This window comes from Methylobacterium sp. E-046, from assembly GCF_022829625.1.
Classification (GTDB): Bacteria; Pseudomonadota; Alphaproteobacteria; order Rhizobiales; family Beijerinckiaceae; genus Methylobacterium; species Methylobacterium longum.
The window spans coordinates 1-16,359 of sequence record NZ_JAKSYP010000286.1; the positions used below are offsets into that span (position 1 = coordinate 1).

General features: G+C 70.0%; 18 protein-coding genes and 2 tRNA genes. 8 read left to right on the plus strand and 12 right to left on the minus strand.

Translation table 11 applies throughout. The annotated features are described in order from the left end of the window. The coding region (locus MKK82_RS31010) for a transglutaminase-like domain-containing protein (RefSeq protein WP_243987898.1) at positions 1-560 on the minus strand (560 nt) is incomplete at its 3' end. Positions 561-840: 280 nt separating this feature from the next. On the opposite strand from MKK82_RS31010, the gene serA reads away from it, so the two are divergent. From serA to MKK82_RS31030, 4 genes are all read left to right on the plus strand, one after another. Then, positions 841-2,091, plus strand: a complete 1,251-nt coding sequence (gene serA, locus MKK82_RS31015) for a phosphoglycerate dehydrogenase (protein ID WP_238292216.1) — start codon at positions 841-843, stop codon at positions 2,089-2,091. A 142-nt stretch (positions 2,092-2,233) separates the two neighbouring features. Then, positions 2,234-2,707 (plus strand): hypothetical protein, encoded by a 474-nt coding sequence (locus MKK82_RS31020; RefSeq protein ID WP_243987899.1) that lies wholly within the window; start codon positions 2,234-2,236, stop codon positions 2,705-2,707. Between the two features lie 448 nt (positions 2,708-3,155). Continuing rightward, a complete protein-coding gene (locus MKK82_RS31025) occupies positions 3,156-3,371 on the plus strand; it encodes a hypothetical protein (protein ID WP_238292220.1) in 216 nt (71 codons plus the stop codon). Between the two features lie 134 nt (positions 3,372-3,505). Beyond that, positions 3,506-3,757 carry a hypothetical protein gene (locus MKK82_RS31030; protein ID WP_238292212.1) on the plus strand — a complete coding sequence of 84 codons (252 nt, stop codon included), beginning with the start codon at positions 3,506-3,508 and terminating at the stop codon, positions 3,755-3,757. 531 nt (positions 3,758-4,288) lie between these two features. Here the strand turns inward: MKK82_RS31030 and MKK82_RS31035 are convergent. The 3 genes from MKK82_RS31035 to MKK82_RS31045 all read right to left on the minus strand — a co-directional run bounded on the left by MKK82_RS31035 (position 4,289) and on the right by MKK82_RS31045 (position 6,250). After that, positions 4,289-4,621, minus strand: coding sequence for a hypothetical protein (locus MKK82_RS31035; RefSeq protein WP_238292210.1), 333 nt, complete (start codon positions 4,619-4,621; stop codon positions 4,289-4,291). 384 nt (positions 4,622-5,005) lie between these two features. Further along, positions 5,006-5,584 (minus strand): NADPH-dependent FMN reductase, encoded by a 579-nt coding sequence (locus MKK82_RS31040; protein ID WP_238292208.1) that lies wholly within the window; start codon positions 5,582-5,584, stop codon positions 5,006-5,008. Between the two features lie 72 nt (positions 5,585-5,656). Continuing rightward, on the minus strand, positions 5,657-6,250 hold the full coding sequence (locus MKK82_RS31045; RefSeq protein WP_238292206.1) for a cell wall anchor protein: 594 nt from the start codon (positions 6,248-6,250) through the stop codon (positions 5,657-5,659). A 1,041-nt stretch (positions 6,251-7,291) separates the two neighbouring features. On the opposite strand from MKK82_RS31045, the gene MKK82_RS31050 reads away from it, so the two are divergent. Next, positions 7,292-7,474 carry a hypothetical protein gene (locus MKK82_RS31050; RefSeq protein ID WP_238292204.1) on the plus strand — a complete coding sequence of 61 codons (183 nt, stop codon included), beginning with the start codon at positions 7,292-7,294 and terminating at the stop codon, positions 7,472-7,474. Between the two features lie 69 nt (positions 7,475-7,543). Beyond that, a complete protein-coding gene (locus tag MKK82_RS31055) occupies positions 7,544-7,861 on the plus strand; it encodes a hypothetical protein (protein ID WP_238292203.1) in 318 nt (105 codons plus the stop codon). A 306-nt stretch (positions 7,862-8,167) separates the two neighbouring features. Here the strand turns inward: MKK82_RS31055 and MKK82_RS31060 are convergent, their stop codons facing one another. From MKK82_RS31060 to MKK82_RS31080, 5 genes are all read right to left on the minus strand, one after another. Continuing rightward, entirely contained in the window at positions 8,168-8,698 is a 531-nt protein-coding gene (locus MKK82_RS31060; RefSeq protein WP_238292201.1) for a hypothetical protein, read from the minus strand. A gap of 3 nt (positions 8,699-8,701) precedes the next feature. After that, positions 8,702-8,920, minus strand: a complete 219-nt coding sequence (locus MKK82_RS31065; RefSeq protein ID WP_238292199.1) for a hypothetical protein — start codon at positions 8,918-8,920, stop codon at positions 8,702-8,704. Positions 8,921-9,140: 220 nt separating this feature from the next. Continuing rightward, a complete protein-coding gene (locus tag MKK82_RS31070; protein ID WP_238292198.1) occupies positions 9,141-9,392 on the minus strand; it encodes a hypothetical protein in 252 nt (83 codons plus the stop codon). Beyond that, on the minus strand, positions 9,389-11,077 hold the full coding sequence (locus tag MKK82_RS31075; protein WP_238292196.1) for a glycoside hydrolase family 5 protein: 1,689 nt from the start codon (positions 11,075-11,077) through the stop codon (positions 9,389-9,391). Before MKK82_RS31075 ends, MKK82_RS31070 begins: the two co-directional genes overlap by 4 nt. A 523-nt stretch (positions 11,078-11,600) precedes the next feature. Beyond that, positions 11,601-11,676, minus strand: a tRNA-Asn gene (locus tag MKK82_RS31080). Between the two features lie 271 nt (positions 11,677-11,947). Here MKK82_RS31080 and MKK82_RS31085 point away from each other — a divergent pair. Continuing rightward, positions 11,948-12,196 (plus strand): hypothetical protein, encoded by a 249-nt coding sequence (locus tag MKK82_RS31085; RefSeq protein WP_238292194.1) that lies wholly within the window; start codon positions 11,948-11,950, stop codon positions 12,194-12,196. A 330-nt stretch (positions 12,197-12,526) separates the two neighbouring features. Then, entirely contained in the window at positions 12,527-14,206 is a 1,680-nt protein-coding gene (locus MKK82_RS31090; RefSeq protein ID WP_238292192.1) for a methyl-accepting chemotaxis protein, read from the plus strand. Positions 14,207-14,268: 62 nt separating this feature from the next. Here MKK82_RS31090 and MKK82_RS31095 read toward each other — a convergent pair. From MKK82_RS31095 to rocF, 3 genes are all read right to left on the minus strand, one after another. Continuing rightward, positions 14,269-14,342 (minus strand) — tRNA-Cys (locus tag MKK82_RS31095). Positions 14,343-14,459: 117 nt separating this feature from the next. Continuing rightward, a complete protein-coding gene (locus MKK82_RS31100) occupies positions 14,460-15,329 on the minus strand; it encodes an urease accessory protein UreD (protein WP_238292189.1) in 870 nt (289 codons plus the stop codon). Further along, on the minus strand, positions 15,329-16,288 hold the full coding sequence (gene rocF, locus MKK82_RS31105) for an arginase (RefSeq protein WP_238292187.1): 960 nt from the start codon (positions 16,286-16,288) through the stop codon (positions 15,329-15,331). Before rocF ends, MKK82_RS31100 begins: the two co-directional genes overlap by 1 nt. Positions 16,289-16,359 lie beyond the last annotated feature (71 nt).

The window sequence follows — 16,359 nt, forward strand, 5'->3', positions numbered from 1 at the left end:
GCCGGGATGTTCATGCACCGGCACAGGGTGATCGCCAGATGGGCGAAGTCCCGGCACACCCCCACGCGCTGCGTGTAGCCGTCGAAAGCGGTGCGCGTGGCGTCGGCCTGCTGATAGTCGAAGCGCAGCCGGGTATGGGCGAAGTCGACGATCGCCTGGACGCGCGCCCAGCCTTCCGGAGCGCCGCCGAACAGCGACCACGCCGTCTGCGAGAGCTTGTCGGTGTCGCAGTAGCGCGAGCCCAGGAGGAAGATGAGGACGTCGTCCGGCACGTCCTGGACGGGGATCTGCCGCGCCTCCGGCGCCTGATCGTCCGGTGTCCCGTGATCGGCGATCGTGAAATCGGCCGCCATCGTGATGCGGCCGCCCGGCGCGACGATCCGGGTGCCGACGTTGCCGAACGCGTCTATATGCTGATGGGCCGGTACCGGCGGATCGAAGGTGACGACCTCCGCGGTGACCAGATCGCCCTGGCGCTCCGGACGGACGTTCAGGAGCAGGTTCATGGGCGTCGGCCCGAACGTGTCGAAGGCGATCGTGAAGCCGGTACGGACGAGCATCGTGTGGAGACCGAGAGTTGGAATCTAGGGCCACTCAAGTCGCGAAGCCCGCCGCAGTTCCGCTTAACGGTGCTATTTGGAGTCTATCAATCGCCCGAATATTCGGCAGGATTCGCCAAAGTCTGTGAGGCTGGTGCCGCTGCCGACGCATCGTTCCCGGTGAGATCTGCCCGGCGCTGCGCCATGTTGCATCGCACAGGGCAGGCTCGTATCCCTCCGGTCCCGCCCCAGGGTCGGAGACGGCCCGCCGCGAAGACCCGCTGCCAGACGATCGACGCCGATGACGCCCGACAAGCTCTCCCTGTCCAAGGACAAGATTCGCGTCCTGCTGCTCGAAGGCATCAACGACAGCGCCGTCACGCTGATGCGGGCGGCGGGCTACACGAATCTCACTCGGTTGCCGAAGGCGCTGGACCGGGAGGCTCTCCAGGAGGCTCTGCAGGGCGTGCACATGGTCGGCATCCGGTCCCGGACGCAGCTCGACGCGGCGGCGTTCGAGGCGGCGGATCGGCTCCTGGCGGTGGGTTGCTTCTCCGTGGGGACCAACCAGGTCGATCTGGCGGCCGCCCGCGACCGGGGCATCCCGGTGTTCAACGCACCCTTCTCGAACACCCGCTCGGTGGCGGAGCTGACGATCGGCGAGATCGTGATGCTGCTGCGCCGGATCGTGCCGCGCTCCGTGGGGGCCCATGCCGGACAATGGGACAAGTCCGCGGTCGGCTCCCTGGAGGTCAGGGGCAAGACGCTGGGCATCGTCGGCTACGGCAACATCGGCACGCAGCTCTCGACGCTGGCCGAGGCCATGGGCATGCGCGTGCTGTTCTACGACCACACCGACAAGCTGCGCCACGGCAACACCGAACCGACCGCCTCCCTGCACGCGCTGCTCGCCCAGAGCGACGTGGTCTCCCTCCACGTGCCGGAAACGGAGTCCACCGCCAACATGATCGGCGAGGCCGAGATCCGGGCGATGAAGCCGGGCGCCTTCCTGATCAACAATGCCCGTGGCACCGTCGTCGACCTCGATGCCCTGGCGGCAGCCCTGCGCGACGGCCATCTCAAGGGCGCGGCCGTCGACGTCTTCCCGGTCGAGCCCGGCTCCAATGCCGAGGCCTTCGTGAGCCCGCTTCAGGGCATCGAGAACGTGATCCTCACGCCGCATATCGGCGGCTCCACCGAGGAGGCGCAGGAGCGCATCGGCGCCGAGGTGGCGCGCAAGCTCGTCGACTATTCCGACATCGGCTCGACGGCCGGGGCGGTGAACTTCCCGCAGGTGCAGCTTCCGGCCCGCCCGACCGGCACGCGCTTCATCCACGTCCAGCGCAACCTGCCGGGCATGCTGGGCCGCCTGAACGACGTGTTCTCCCGGGGCCAGGTCAACATCGCGGCGCAGTTCTATCAGACCGACGGCGAGGTCGGGTACGTGGTGTTGGAGACCGACGCCACCGACGCGGATGCCGAGGCGCTGCTCACGGAAATCCGGGCGATCCCCGGCACCATCCGTGCCCGGCTGCTCTACGAGCGGCGCTGAGCGCCGGTTCGGCTCCGACCTCTCGGAACCGGCCCGCATTTCGAACGCTGTGGCCGTGTTCGACTTGCGCGCCTTCGCGGACCGCTGTTCAAGTCAACGGCGGCCTGTACAGGTCAATCGGCCGGGTGTCGGAGGTTTTACAGTGACGAAGCGTATCGGGCGCGCATGGGCCGGCCTCGTGCTGGGCATGGTCGGGGCGGTTACGGCCGTTTCCGACGCCTCGGCGGATTGCCTGCGCCGGGTCTATAACCGGTCCGGCCTCGTGGTGGTCGCCCGTCAGGACGGTGGACGGCCCGCGACGCTGCTGCCGGGCCAGTCCCTGTCGATGCGCCTGTCGCGGCCGGGCCAGATCGACGTGTCCGCCTATTGCGGCATCCCGGGCGCGGGCGGCGCTCCGGTGCTGCAGAGAACCTTCGACTACGAGGCGGTGCTCGACCGGTGCTTCGTGCGCTTCGGCAGCAACCTGTTCGTCCCGCAGCTCGGACGCGGCTTCTTCGGGACGCAGGAGACCGCACCGTTCACGGTGAACAACCCGCGGCAGGGCGACATCATCCTCGGACCGGCGGCGCAGCCGGCCTGTCCGATGCCCGGTGCCGTCCTGAACCGGCGCGGCTGATCGTCAGAGATAATGTCGGAAGACGACGCGGCCGTCTTCCGCAGTGCCGGGCGGCGGCGTCGCCGGTCCGATGAGAGGGCTTGCGAGTCGCAAGGCCACCAAGCCGAGAGCCGCGAGCGCCGGGGCGATGAACCGGAACGGCCGAACAATCATGGACGCCTCCGCCGCAGCGGGGCCGAAGCAGGAAGCGCCCTGCGAGCAACCCGGCCCTGCACCGGACACATCGCACGCCACCGACAGCTCGGCGGTGCCGAAGCGCACATCGGTAACGTTAAGCCCGATGCGGTCGCGCTTCAGCGGCGTAATCGGCCCGCCTCCCGTGACGGTCTGACCACAGCGTGCGGAACGTCGCTGGCATGTGCGCCGATGCGCTCCTATGCTGCCTCGCGCGGAGGGGCGGCATCGGCGCCTCCTCGGCGGAAACGAATGCGTGAACGAGGACGCGCGTATGCTCAGCCAAACAGGCAACTCGATCCTTCGCGAGGATCTTGGCGTCGAGGAGACCATCGAGTCTGACAACATCGTCCGCTGGGACGGCGAGAGGCTGTACGTGGAGCAGGACGTCTTTCACAACGGCCAGCTGGTTCACCGCAAGTACCGCCGCACCGTCACCGAACCCGTCGCCCGGGTCCTCTGGACGATCATCAACCGCGCCAAGCAGTAGTTCGCGAGGCACGATCGCCCTCCCATTGGTACCCGGCACCACGTGCAGGCGCCGGACGGATCGAGGAAGAGCAGATCCGACCGGGATCCGGGTTTGCAGAGGACGCAAAGCGACGGGCCTGAGACCCGGTGCCGATGGACGGACCGGGTTTCCGGGCTGAGCCGGTCCCGTCGGCGAAGGGGCCGGCCTTTGGTTCGAGCCTGCCGCGCCGCCCTCACATCCAGTATGGGCCGATCCCGCGATCCCTGCTGTTCGAGGCCGTCGCGGCGTTCAAGCGCTCGAATATGCACCGCGGGAGCTGGGCCCTCATCGTATGCGATCCGCGGATCGCGCTGCCCTCGGCGCTGGCCGCACGCGTCGCGCCGCTCTGCGGGGGCGCGTTCTGAGCGGCGAATCGATCTGGGATGCCGGCTCGCTCATGGGGCCCGGATAGGATCCTGATCAGCGTGAGCCACCCCTCGTGGGCGGCCCGACGCGAGATCCGAGCGCGAGGCGCAAGACGGGCTCGGCCACCACGCCGGCCGCGTCCGGTCGACCCTCGGCCCTGTCGCCGGGATGCCGGTTCGGGGCATGGTGGTGCTCCGTGACATCACCAGCACGGACCGGACCGGGCGCGTGGCTCTCACCAGAGGCGCCGTTCCGAGACTCGGGTCCGGTGACGCATACGCTCCGCTCGTCACGGCGCGGATCTCTAGCAAGCTGGGTCGACCGCAGTCGCGTACGCCGCTGGCCGTGCGCGAACCACCCTCGCAATCCGCTCCATCGCCGGACCGGTGGCGCGCGGTCACAGAGGAAGCCGACCCCCCGACTTCGGCACCGCTCCCGGCCCCGACCGTCCGGCAGAGGCCCTGCGTCCGAACGCGGCGGCTCGAACCTCCAGGCAGAGGCCGCCGACACCGGGATCGCGGGCGCGCCCGCTATGCGGCGACGGCGGTCGGTGCTTCGACGAGGGTAAGGTGCGCTGCCGGCGCCACGTCCAAGCGGTCATGCGCGTTGTTGAAGGCCGCGCGTATCGTGGCACTCGCATCCTCGACGGCGACGAGAACCGCGAGCTTCTGGGTGGCGGCGCGATCCGCGAGGCTGCGAGCGGCCGCGACCAGGGAATGCTCCAAGGTCAGGAACTCACCCTCCGCATCCCTCCCGCTGTCGCGCGCGACCGTCGCGAGTCGGTCCAGCACGGCTTCCAGGGCATGGCGCAGGACAAGCGTCCGCACGCGCTCCTGAAGGAGCGCCCTCTCATCGATCTTCATCGGAATCGGTCCGGGTTCGGGAACACGGCCAAGCTCTCACATTTCGGCGGATTGTGCAGCCACCTTTTTGCAACAGCTTAATACAGTCTCGCCGCGCTGCGGCAGCGGACTGTCCACGGCGCATTAGTCAAGTCATGCTCATGTATTCTACGGATTTTTACCGAAGATCAAGCATTTAACAGACTTGAAAGCGCGATCTTCGAAATCGAATCGTGGCTTTCGACGCCGTCAAAACACGCTTCTGCTCCGAGCCTGCCGGGACGGCCGGATGCCGAGGCGGGCGCGACCGGAAGGAGTGCTGAGCCCACCGAAGGATCGGACGATCGGCGAGCCGTGCCTTCAAGGCGCGGCTCCTCGAAGGGGATCGGGCTGGGGCCGGTGCGGTCAGTACGGCGTCCCGCGCTGCCGTCGTTCGCGCAATGCCTCGGCGTACCATTCCAACTCATCGAGGAAGCGTCCCGCGGCCGCCTCCAGCCACGGCTCCGCTGGCGCTCCCTCGGCATCGATGGCCTTCTGGAGACGCGGGATCGGCAGGAGCGAAGGGATGCTGGGCATGCCCATCTCGGCGAGCATCGCGCGAAGCGGCATGGCTGCACGGACGCCTCCGAACTGACCGGCCGAGTAGCAGCAGATTGCAGACGGCCGCCAGTAATACTCTTCCAGGAAGTGATCGAGCGTGTTGGACAGTGCGGGCGGAACGCCGTGATTGTACTCGGCCGAGATCACGAGGAACGCGTCGGACCGGCGATAGAGGTCCGACAGCCGTTGCAGGGGTTCCGGCGCGGTTCCGGCGGGATATTCCTTGTACATCCGGTCGAGCAACGGAAGATTCAGCTCGGCCGGGTCCACTAGGGGGGCCGCATGGCCGCGCGCCTGCAGCCGGGCCGTCAGGAACTGCGCCGCCCGGATGCCGATCCGGTCGGTTCGAACGCTGCCGAGGATGACGGGCACGGTGAGGGACATGGTGGCCTCCGGTCGCCGCGATCATGCCTGAGCGGCGCTCCCCGCTCCAGCCCTGCCCCGTATCCGCGCCGGTCAGGCCTTCGACGAGGTCGTCAGCGCGGCGGCCGCGATGCCGACCGGGCCGCCGGTCGCGTAGGCGGCAATCGCCTTGGTGACCTGTTGCAGGAACGATTGCAGGCCGTCGCCGGTGTCTGTCGCGGTGGCCGAGCCGGTGCCGGACGTGGCTGCGGCGTCCGTGGTGCCGCTGGATTGGCCGGCCTGCGCCGCCTCCGCGGCGTCGGACGCCCGCAGATGGGCGTGGCGCCTGCGATGATGGGCCGGGGCTGCGCCGTCCGTACCCTGGCTCTCATCGGACCCCGCACCGATCTTCATCGTGTCGGCCGTGCTCGACGCGTCCGCCGGGGTCGTGACGCCATTCTGCAGGCCGAGCTGACTGAAATCAGATTGGAGTTGCAGGAGCGAGGCCATGAGATCGTTCGACATGGCCGGAGCGGACGCGACGGTACTCGTCTGGGACGCGCTGCCGCCCTGCGCCGCGCTCGCGCCCTGGCTCGCCGCGGTGTAGGCGCTGGCGTCGAGCGCCTGCGTTCCGCCGGTGCGCGCCAAGCGCAGGGCACTGGCGAGGTCCCGCTGAAGGGATGTGCCCGATACCGCGTTCACCGACATGACAAGTCCTCGCGACCACTTGTGGCGAGAACAGGCACGGCGCGTTCCAGGTTTTCCGCAATGATTTCAAGGACTGGACCGCGTATGCCACCGGCAGGATCGACCGGGCGGCAGGAATTGCCGGGCCATCTCATCCGGTCGCCGTCGTCCGGATCACCGCCGTGCCGGCAATCCGTGCCTCACGAGGACGGCCGTGAGCGCGACCACGCTCGGCAGCGCGCAGGACAGGAACAGCACTGACGCCCGCACCGAACACCGGGGCGGGCGCGAGCGGCAGGCCGAGGCCGGCCGGCATCACCGGACGGGAGCCTTCCGCCGATTCCGGGCGATGCGCGTTCGCCGAACCGCGGGCGGACGCCGATCCTGCAGCGATGCGTCCTGCAGCAGCGCCGCCGGACCGACGATGCTGTCGGCCCCTACCCCATCACGGGCTCGCCGGATCCGCATGGCGGACTTCCGCACGAGGTTGCCCGCGTGGCGCCTCAGGACCGCACGGGCCATGCGCCGAGCCGGCCCGAACGGTGTGGGGATCAGATGACCGGCTTGGCGCCGGTCAGGCAGCCGAAGCTCCCGGAGCGGGCGTCACCCTGACTCGGGTGCGGATCCATGTCGACCTGCCGATCCGGCGGGGTGAGCGGACGTGCCGGTCGGGGAGCATATTCGGGACGCCCGTCATGGTGGCGCTCCTTCTGAGCTCGCGCCGGTGGCGACATTTCGCGGGAAGCATGACCCGCGTCGCGTCGGTTTGCACCACAGGCCGTCCCACGTCGAACGCGGATATGAGCCCTGTTCAGACAGCCCGACCGCCGCGACATTGCCTCGCCACCGTCAACCCGGTCCATGAAGAGGCTGCGTCTTTGCGTGATAAATTGTAATGGAAGTGCCGGGATCCATCCTGTCCTCGCGGAAACACAGGTCGATCTTTCCCTTTGCTGTTGCGGATAGCCTGCGAGCAACGGTTGAGCTTGGCCGGATGGGCCTCGCCCGGAACGATGCGGGCCACCCCGGGTTTGCAACACATTCGGCAACGACGGGGTACACATGACCACGAAGCCACCGCCCGTTCCTCCCGCGAACCGTTCCAACAAGGGGCCGGGCAGCGCCACCGAGGCGCCACTCTCCCAGGGGCATGCCGGCTCCCCGGCGAAGGACCCCGACAAGGTCGGGCAGACCGGGAACGCGAAGGTGAACACCACCAATCAGGGCCATCAGCAGGATCGCTGACGGCGGACGGCGCGGCAGCCGCAGGCCGCTGCGCCCGGAAGAGAAGCTGATCCGCATCGGAGGACGAAGATGGCGAATGCAAGTCGGCACAAGGTCGGCCCGGGCGCCCAGGGCAAAGGCGACGGGTCCGGGGCCATGTCGGAGCTGCCGGAGGGCGTGCTGCCGGAGAACATGGTTCTGAGCAATCGCGACAAGTCACGCCACAGCGACGAGCGCGGGCTCGACAGCAAGAACGTTCAGACCGAGCAGTATCAGGATCACGCGGGCAATCGGCAGGTCGCCGCCGAGGATGTCCTGGACGCGACCGGCAATACCACCGGGCTCGCCAATCCGCAGACCGACGAGTCCGGCGATCAGAGCAGCCTCAGGAAGCAGCAGGACGCCTGAGGCCCGGATGGGGCGCTCAAGGCGCTGCGGGACCAAGACCCGGGGCGGCGTGAGTCGTTCCCCGCCCGCGGTGCCGCTCCCGGGGTTCCCTCTGCAAACCGCCTCCGGTCGCGCAGTTCTGGGTCAGGGGCCGAGGTCGCGGATCGGTGAGGAAGATCGCGACTTCGGTGGGAGCCCGCCGGATCGTCCTGGTCTGAAGCGGATGCCCGGCATTGTCGTTTGATGGGGCGACGACCCTCTCCGGGCCGCTTCATGCGCCTGTCGCACATCGTTCCCGGGGCGGCTCGGCCCGATCGAGGTCTCCGCCTACCCCGGCTGAGTTGACCGTGCGCTCGGTTCATCGACGTCACGCAGCGGCTCACCGCCCGGATCGGCATCCGCGTGGCGCGGCGTGGCGAGCCGCTCGCGCCGGCGCACCACCCGCGCCGCCTGACGCAGCGTGACCTCGCTCCGTGGATAGGCCGCCTTCACCGCCTCGAAGGCAGCGAGCGCGCCGTCGAGGGGGTAGATCACCCCGAGTCGCATCTCGACCCGTCCGCGCTCGTCCCAGACCTCGATCGCAAACGGCGTGCCGGGCGGCACCGGCGCCTCCAGGCTGGCTGCCCTGGGCAGTCGCAGCGTCGCGAGGCACTGGCTCTCGTACTTGCGCGCGGCCTTCGCGCCGGGGTCCCGTTGGCGGCGGCAGGAAGCGGTGAGCGTCCGCAGGACGTCGAGGATCGGGATCTCCGGGCCGAAGCGCTGCATCAGCCCGTCCAGGCGGTAGCTGCCGTGGCGGCGGCAGGGGGCGCAATCGATCGCCAGCCGGTCGCCGGCGATATCGCCGAGTTTCTGCGCCATCGCTCAGCCGTTTGAACGGCCGCGCGCGTAGCCCCGGGAGATCAGGCGCCCCTGCCGTTCGGCGTGCGCCTGCGCGGCATCGAGGTCGCTGAGCGCGTCCGCGATCGCACGCACCAGGGCGGTCCAGCCGTCGCGGTGCGCGGCGCGATAATAATGCAACGCGATGGCCTCGGCCTCGGTCAGGCCGATATCCGCAGGTGGTTCGTAGGGGTGAGCATGCATCGCGGTTCGCATCCCTGCTGGAACAGATGCAGAACAAAGCGCGGGAACGGCCGCGGTTCAATGGCCGGATCGCGCGGCTCGACGATCGCGGTGGAGCGCTGTGGACAGGTCCGGGATTCCGCAACGCCGACGTGGTTTTACCGCTCCCACTGCATGGAAAGCAGAGATCGTGTCGCCGACGGCGGGGGCAGCGCTTGGCTCGGGGCGCTCGGATGCAGGTCTACCTGAAGGCGGCGCTGCTCTGGTGGCGTATTTCAGAGCTGCCCTCCAGCGGGACGTCGTGGAAGGTGACCGGGCCGCCCAGGGGATGGAGGGTGACGCTGATGTCGCCGGCGACCGAGGCCGGCACGCTCACCACCCCGCCGCGGCCACGGCCGTGCGCACCGTTGACCAGCACCCGCGCCGGCCCGCCGCGGCCGGGCCAGTCGATCCTCACCTCCACGGATCCGCTCAGGTCGCCGAACGAGGTCACCAGGGCCGCGCCGGTGACCGCGGCGCCGCGCCCGCGGATCGTCTGCCGCAGGTAGCCCCCGCCAGCGTGACCGTGCCGTCCGCGGCCCGGCCGATCCGCGTGGCGCCGTCCAGGGAGATCCAGCCGTCGTAGGTACCGGTGCCGGCCGCCGCCGGGCCGCCCGGGAAGCCCCGCGTGTCGAGCGCCAGGTCGGCGTTGTAGAGCAGGTTGACGAAGGGCCCGCCGGCAAAGCGCGTCGCGTCGGCCGAGGCCGACAGCCAGCCGTCCCGCACGGTCTGCCCGAACGGCGTCCAGCTGCCGTCCCGGCGCCGGAGGCTGTTCGGATCGTGGACGCCCAGGCCCGGGATGTAGGCGGAGCCGGAGAAGACCGTCACGCCCGAGAACGCCGTCTCCCGGGACAGGCGCCGCGCCCAGGCCAGGAGGTCGGCCGTCCAGCCGTACGCGGTGGCCAGGGTCGCCGCCGGCGCGGCCGGGTAGCGCGCCGGGTCGGCCCGGGGATCGAGGGCGGGGTCGCGCACGCTCCCGTCGTTGGTCAGCCCGACCTCGTCGAGGAACAGGGCGTGCGTGCCGATCGCGTCGATCCAGGCCCGCTGCAGCCCGGGCAGGCGCGCGCCGAACGTGGCCTCGCCGATCCGGTAGGTGTGGACGCCCAGGATCAGGTTGGGGTCCGTCGCGAAGGCCGTGGCGTTGGCCAGGGTCGCCGCCACGGTGTCGACCGCCTCGCCGTAGTTCGGCGCATTCAGCACCACCGGGCCGGTGAACCGGGTTCCGGCGGGCTGGCCGGTGACGTCGCCGCGGACCGCCTGGAGGTACTGGGTCTGCCGGGCGGTCCAGGTCGCCGCGTCCGTGCAGGACGGGCCCCCGGCCGAGCAGCCGGGCTCGTTGCCGGTGTTGATCCAGACGTTGCGGGACCGCCAGTACCGGTCGCGGAGCTGGCCGAGGAAGGCGGCGTTCAGCTCGGCGGGCGCCCGGTCGTTGGCCACCTGCCATTGGACGACGAGGCCGAGGCGGTTCGCCTCGGCGACGATCAGGTCGAGCATGTCCCAGTGGGCCGGGTAGCCGTTGGCGGCGCCGGTGTAGGCCACCGCCGGCTCGACGGCGACGCGCAGGAGGTTGACGCCGGCCGCGGCCCAGTCGGCGATGCGGGCGCGCATGTCGGACCCGTCGGGCGCCCCCCAGACCGAGGGCTCGAAGCCCGATTGCGAGCTGCCGCCGCCGGTGACCGCCACGCCCGGCACGGCGCGGAAGCGGTAATCCGCCCGGGTTTCCAGGGACACGAACAGGTAGTCGAGGAAGGTGACGCCGCGGACGACGAAGCGCCGGCCGTCCGGCCCCCGGATCGTGCGGTCGGGCTGGACCTGGTAGCCGGCGCCGGTGGCGCGCAGGAGCGGCGGCCCAACCGCGGCGAGCCGGCTGAGGGTCGGATCGAGGGGCTGCCGCGCCGCCAGGGCCTGGGCGAGGCCCGCGGTGGTGCCGTCCGGCAGGGTCACGGTGAACAGCGAGCCGTCGCCGGTCGAGCCGGGTCCGTGGATCGCGAGCCGCCGCGTCTCGAGGGTGCGGACATCGGCGTCGGGGTAGCGCGGGGCGCGGGCGGCGTCCCAGGCCGCGGCCGGGCTCGGCGGCATCCCGGCGAGGGTCGCCAGCAGCAGGGCGCGGAGCAGCGGGGCGATCGGGCGGTGGAGCATCTCTCGGATCCTCGGGGCGGTGTCAGGCGGCGTCGGCGGCTGAGGCGGCGGGAAACGGCGCGGCCGTCAGGACGAGAACGTCACCGGACGCCCAGGGTGCGCCGGACCGTAGTCCCGGCCGGTGCGACGGTGGAGGCCGACGCCACCCGGACGACCAGGCTGTCCAGCATTTCCAAGATCTCTTCGGCGGCCGGGACCGCCCTGTCGAGGGTCCTGGACAGGGGTCAACGACGACCTCACCGCGTCGGCCCCTGCGGCGCCACATGGTCTGCCGGGCCTCCATCGGCGACGACGCTCACGCCGGGCCGATGCGCAGGGCGCAGCCGCGAGGGGTGCAACGGAGGCGGAGCTGAAAGCGTGGTCGGATGGGCCGAGGGGAGCCGCGGGAGCGCGACCTACGTGCGCGGTGCGGCCCGTACTGGGCGCATCGCCGATCGCGAGCGGAGAGGATGGTCCCGTATCTCGGCACCCCGTGGGGGGCCAGACCCATGGAGCCATTCGCTACAGGAGGGTGCTGAAGTGGTGGCTCCCCGAGCAGGACTCGAACCTGCGACAAGGCGATTAACAGTCGCCTGCTCTACCAACTGAGCTATCGGGGATCACGGCCGCGTCTCTACACAGCGGTTCCGCGGGACGCAAGTGCCTCGACGGTCAATCCTGGGCCTGGCGAGCCGCAAACGGCCAAGACTCGTCGCGCGGCGTGCCGCATGTCCGCGAGCGTGGCCCGGCAGCAACAGTCGTTTCATCCGCGGCCCCGCCCTGCATCCCGTATCAAGCGGTCGAAATCCGCTTTTCGGGGTCACTCCGGCGTCATGCCGCCGCTCTAGAGCGCTTGCCACGCCGTACTGAACGATCAAGCCAACCGCGATCATGCCGACCCATCGGTGTCTCGATCCGCAGGACCCCTATGCCGAGCGCGAAGTCCGCGTCGCCTTCGAATGGGTCGCCGGTCAACCGCGCCTGCTCACCGCCCTCGATGAGCAGGAGACCGACATTCTGCCCGATCTGATCGAGGCGCAGCGCGACGACCTGCGGCGCGAGATCGTCGCCACGCCCCGGTCCGAATTCGACGGCGTTCGCGCGGCCACGACCAGAGGTCCTCCAGCGACCGCGTGCTGACATGCAGGACGGGCATGCACGACCCCTACCGCGTCGATGCGCCGGGGCCGGGATTCGGCTGAGCCGATGGCAGGCTGTGATCCTTCAGGGCCGGGCATCGACTTGTTTCGCGGATGAGCATGTCGATCCTGCAGTCAACATTATCCAACATATCGAACAACAAAAATTCGCGCATATATATGTGTATCAAAGCCTATTTTGTAAATTGAAAACTGATGACGATGTCGCAATAAAATATGGATCTTTGCCGGCTATACTTGGATGTTTTCCCGAAAATGTTAATGTATGATTTACGCGGTGCGGCGCGACCGTGGGCATGGCATCTCCTTCATGCGCGTTTCTATCGGCTTCAAGCTTTCGGCGGTCATCGGCCTTTTGACCTCCGTGGCAATCGGCATCTCGATCTTCGCCGTACGCGAGACCCAATGGGAGCAGGAGCGTGCGGTCGCCACGGACAGGATCTGGAATGCCGGGTTGCAGGCCGGTGCTCTGGGTCAGGCGATCGAGCACGCCGTGGTCCAGGCGACGGCGCTCTACGTGGCCGACGACAGGGCGGAGGCCCGATCGCGCCTGTCCGCGCTCCACGAGGCCCTGACGACGGTCGAGCAGGCGCGGGCTCCGTTCCTCGACGCGATGGCAGACCAGCTCTCCGAAGACCGGCGACGGCGGTTCGATCTCTTCGTGAAGGAGTTCGTCGCCTATCAGAACGACACGGCCGAGCTGGGCTTGACGGTCTCGCCCAAGGCCGCCCTCATCCAGGCCACCGATGACGCGACGGTGCGGAACCGCGAACACATGGTCGCCGAGATCGGTGCCCTGGGTCGCGAGGTCCTGAATCGCCTGAACGCGCGGCGTGCCGCCGACGCCGCGGACCGCCGGCGGGCACGGATCACGCTGATCGTCGGGCCGGCCGTGGCGCTCACCCTGGGCCTGATCGCCGCGATCGCGATCATCTTCACACAGGTTCGGCAGCCGCTGGATCGTTTGAAGGTCAGCATGACGTCCCTCGCCGCCAGTGACCTCGGACGGACGATCCCGTTCACGCATCGCCGCGACGAGATCGGCGAGATGGCCGCCGCCATCGCGGCCTTCCAGGCGGCGCTGATCGAGAAGCGGGACCTCGACGCCCAGGCTCAGGCCCGCCGGGGCCGCGACCGCATCCGGTCCGAGATGCTGGCCGCAGCGACCGGTGCGTTCGAGAGCGAGACGCACCGCGCCGTCGCCGATCTCGCCGGCTCGGCCGAGGCGATGCAGTCTGCGGCCGACACGCTCTCGGGCAATGCCGGCGCCATGGTGGCCGAGGCCTCCGTCGTGGCGGGGGCATCCGACCAGACGGCCGGGATGGTCGACAGTATTGCCAGCGCGGCCGAGCAACTCTCTGCGTCGGCCCGGGAGATCGAGGCGCGGGTTCGTTACACCAGCGAGATCGCATCCTCCGCCCTAGCCGACACCCGCGGCCTGGAGGAAACCGTGATAAGCCTGTCGCGGGCGGCGGCGGAGATCGGGACGGTCGTCACGCTGATCCGCGACGTCGCCGAACAGACCAATCTGCTGGCGCTCAACGCCACGATCGAGGCTGCCCGGGCCGGTGCCGCCGGCCGCGGCTTCGCCGTGGTGGCCTCCGAGGTCAAGGCGCTGGCGGGCCAGACGGCGCTCGCCACGGACCGCATCACCGGGCAGGTCGGATCGATCCAGAGCGCCGCGGACCGGACGGCCGGTGCCATCGCGGCGATCGGGCAGACGATCGCCCGGATGAGCCTCATCGCTTCGGAGGTGGCCCATGCCACCGATCAGCAGGGGCATGCCAGCCAGGACATCGCGCGGGCCATCTTCGATGCCGCCGCCGACGCGCGAAAGGTCTCCGAGAGCATCGCGGGCGTCCGGGCCGCGGCGGCGTCCAACGATGCGCAGGCCGGGCAGGTGCGGAGCAGCGCCGCTCGGGTGAACGCCGGCACGCACAGTCTGCAACTGGCGATCGAGACGTTTCTGGCGCAGGTCCACCGAGCCTGAGCCTGGGCGGCACGGAGGCCGGCGCACGGCGCCGGACACATCTGCACCTTCGAAGGAAAAATTGGAGGCCTCGCCCGGAATCGAACCGGGGTGCAAGGATTTGCAGTCCTCTGCGTAACCACTCCGCCACGAGGCCTTCTGGAACGACGCCGCAGCGCCGCACGGAGCCTGACGGTCAGCCCCGGGTGCGCGTCTCTAGCAGAGGTCGGCGCCCGCAGGCAACGGTTCCCGCGCGGCGGATCCGTACTTCTCCTCAGCTCTGCCAGACGCGGGGCATCGGCAGGCCGCGATAGCCGGCGACGAAGCCCGCGATGAACTCGCGCAAGGGTCCGACGCCCTCCGCGAGGGCGCGGATCACGAGGTTCCCGTTCCAGGCGCTCGCCGCGGCTTCGATGCCGGTCCTATCCCATGCTGCGAGGCGCGTGCGCGCCTCGTCCAGCCGCGTCTCGGCGCTGTCCGAGACGTCGAGGAGCGTCGCGCAGGCGCGCGCACCGCCCCCAATCGCCGGGCGCGCCAGGAGGTCGCTGATCGGTCCCTCCAGCACAAAGCTGTCGGCGTAGACGAGCCGACCGTGCCGGCGCACCCGCCACGTATCGGCGAGCAGCCCCGCCGTGATCCGCTCGCCCCGGGCGGCGCGACCGAACGCGACGATCTCGACCGCGAGCAGTGCGGCGCCCGGGTCGAGATCGGCTTCGAAGCGGCGTCGGACGCGGGCGCGATCGAACAGGATCGTCTCCTGCGGCAGCCAGGCGAGCCGGGCGCCCGCCCCCAGGACCAGGCGATTCTCGATCCGGCTCACGGGGCCGTCCGACCGGTAGATCTTCTCGGCCGCTGTCGTAGTCAGCACGAGGTCGGCCGCCGGATCGAGGGTCAGATCGATTGTGAACGTGTCGCCGCAGGCCACCCCGCCAGCCGTGTTCACCAGCACGGCCTCGAGCGTCCCCTCCCCCCGCGGGAAGCGCAACCGCGACGGGCCCGATTCCGAGAGGTCGAGGAGCCGCGTCGATCCGCCGGCGCCGACCGGCCCCGCCCGCAGCCCGACATGGCCCGCCGAGCGCTGACGCGTCGGCGCGTTCTCGCTCGGCGGGAACGGCTCCCGAGCGTCGGGCACGCGGCCGTGCATCAGCTCTGCTCGGTATGGACGGCCTCGATCGGCGATGTCGGCCGATCGAGGATGCGCCGGCCGAACAGGCTCGCGACGAGTTCGACCAGCACCCGGGCACTGCGCCCGCGCTCGTCGAGGAAGGGATTCAACTCGACCACGTCGAGGGAGCGCACGAGGCCGGAATCGTGGAGCATCTCCATGATCAGGTGTGCTTCGCGGAAGGTCGCGCCGCCCGGCACCGTGGTGCCGACCCCGGGGGCGATGGACGGATCCAGGAAATCGATGTCGAGGCTGACGTGCAGGTGCGCGCCCTCGGCGGCCACACGGTCGAGCACGCGCCGCAGAGGCGCTACGACGCCGAACTCGTCGATCGTGCGCATGTCGGTGACCCCGACCTGCCGGGCCGTGACGATGGCACGCTCGCCGGAATCGATGGATCGCAGGCCGAACAGGTGGACGCTGGTCGGCGGCAGCGGCGGCGGGGCAGGTTCGGTGAAGAGTGGCGGGAAGCCCGCTTCCCCGCACAGGGCGGCCAGCGGCATGCCGTGGACGTTGCCGGAGGGCGAGGTCTCCGGCGTGTTGAAATCGGCGTGGGCGTCGAGCCAGAGCACGAAGAGCTTTCGGCCCCGCCGCGCGCAGTCGCGCATGACGCCGTCGATCGATCCGAGGGAGAGGCTGTGGTCGCCGCCGGCCGCGAGCGGGATCGCGCCTGAGCCGAGCGCCTCCTCGACGGCAAGCGACAGGGCGCGAGTCCAGCCCGCGACGGCCTCGAGGCCGCGCGCGCCGGCTGGGCCATCGGGCGCGACGTCGCCCCGGTCGGTCACCGTATGGCCGAGATCGGAGAGGGCACGGACCAGACCGGCGGTGCGCAGGGCCGCGGGTCCCATCAGGGCGCCAGGCTCGCTGGTACCGACCTCGATCGGTGCGCCGATCAGCGCGATGCTGTGCCGTTCGTCCGGGTTGGCGCCGCTCGTCATCACGTCTTCCTCGGGCCGATCGGCGCCGCCATGCGCCGCCACTGCTCTAGCAGGGCCCGGGCCGCCCTTCG

What these genes read in the sequence shown, in the direction of transcription:
- MKK82_RS31060 (WP_238292201.1), bottom strand. Translation starts at nt 8,698, where the DNA reads ATGGCGCAGAAACTCGGCGATATCGCCGGCGACCGGCTGGCGATCGAT.
- MKK82_RS31090 (WP_238292192.1), top strand. Translation starts at nt 12,527, where the DNA reads ATGCGCGTTTCTATCGGCTTCAAGCTTTCGGCGGTCATCGGCCTTTTG.
- MKK82_RS31075 (WP_238292196.1), bottom strand. Translation starts at nt 11,077, where the DNA reads ATGCTCCACCGCCCGATCGCCCCGCTGCTCCGCGCCCTGCTGCTGGCG.
- MKK82_RS31055 (WP_238292203.1), top strand. Translation starts at nt 7,544, where the DNA reads ATGGCGAATGCAAGTCGGCACAAGGTCGGCCCGGGCGCCCAGGGCAAA.
- MKK82_RS31065 (WP_238292199.1), bottom strand. Translation starts at nt 8,920, where the DNA reads ATGCATGCTCACCCCTACGAACCACCTGCGGATATCGGCCTGACCGAG.
- MKK82_RS31025 (WP_238292220.1), top strand. Translation starts at nt 3,156, where the DNA reads ATGCTCAGCCAAACAGGCAACTCGATCCTTCGCGAGGATCTTGGCGTC.
- MKK82_RS31030 (WP_238292212.1), top strand. Translation starts at nt 3,506, where the DNA reads ATGGACGGACCGGGTTTCCGGGCTGAGCCGGTCCCGTCGGCGAAGGGG.
- MKK82_RS31045 (WP_238292206.1), bottom strand. Translation starts at nt 6,250, where the DNA reads ATGTCGGTGAACGCGGTATCGGGCACATCCCTTCAGCGGGACCTCGCC.
- MKK82_RS31050 (WP_238292204.1), top strand. Translation starts at nt 7,292, where the DNA reads ATGACCACGAAGCCACCGCCCGTTCCTCCCGCGAACCGTTCCAACAAG.
- rocF (WP_238292187.1), bottom strand. Translation starts at nt 16,288, where the DNA reads ATGACGAGCGGCGCCAACCCGGACGAACGGCACAGCATCGCGCTGATC.
- MKK82_RS31085 (WP_238292194.1), top strand. Translation starts at nt 11,948, where the DNA reads ATGCCGACCCATCGGTGTCTCGATCCGCAGGACCCCTATGCCGAGCGC.
- MKK82_RS31035 (WP_238292210.1), bottom strand. Translation starts at nt 4,621, where the DNA reads ATGAAGATCGATGAGAGGGCGCTCCTTCAGGAGCGCGTGCGGACGCTT.
- MKK82_RS31040 (WP_238292208.1), bottom strand. Translation starts at nt 5,584, where the DNA reads ATGTCCCTCACCGTGCCCGTCATCCTCGGCAGCGTTCGAACCGACCGG.
- MKK82_RS31100 (WP_238292189.1), bottom strand. Translation starts at nt 15,329, where the DNA reads ATGCACGGCCGCGTGCCCGACGCTCGGGAGCCGTTCCCGCCGAGCGAG.
- serA (WP_238292216.1), top strand. Translation starts at nt 841, where the DNA reads ATGACGCCCGACAAGCTCTCCCTGTCCAAGGACAAGATTCGCGTCCTG.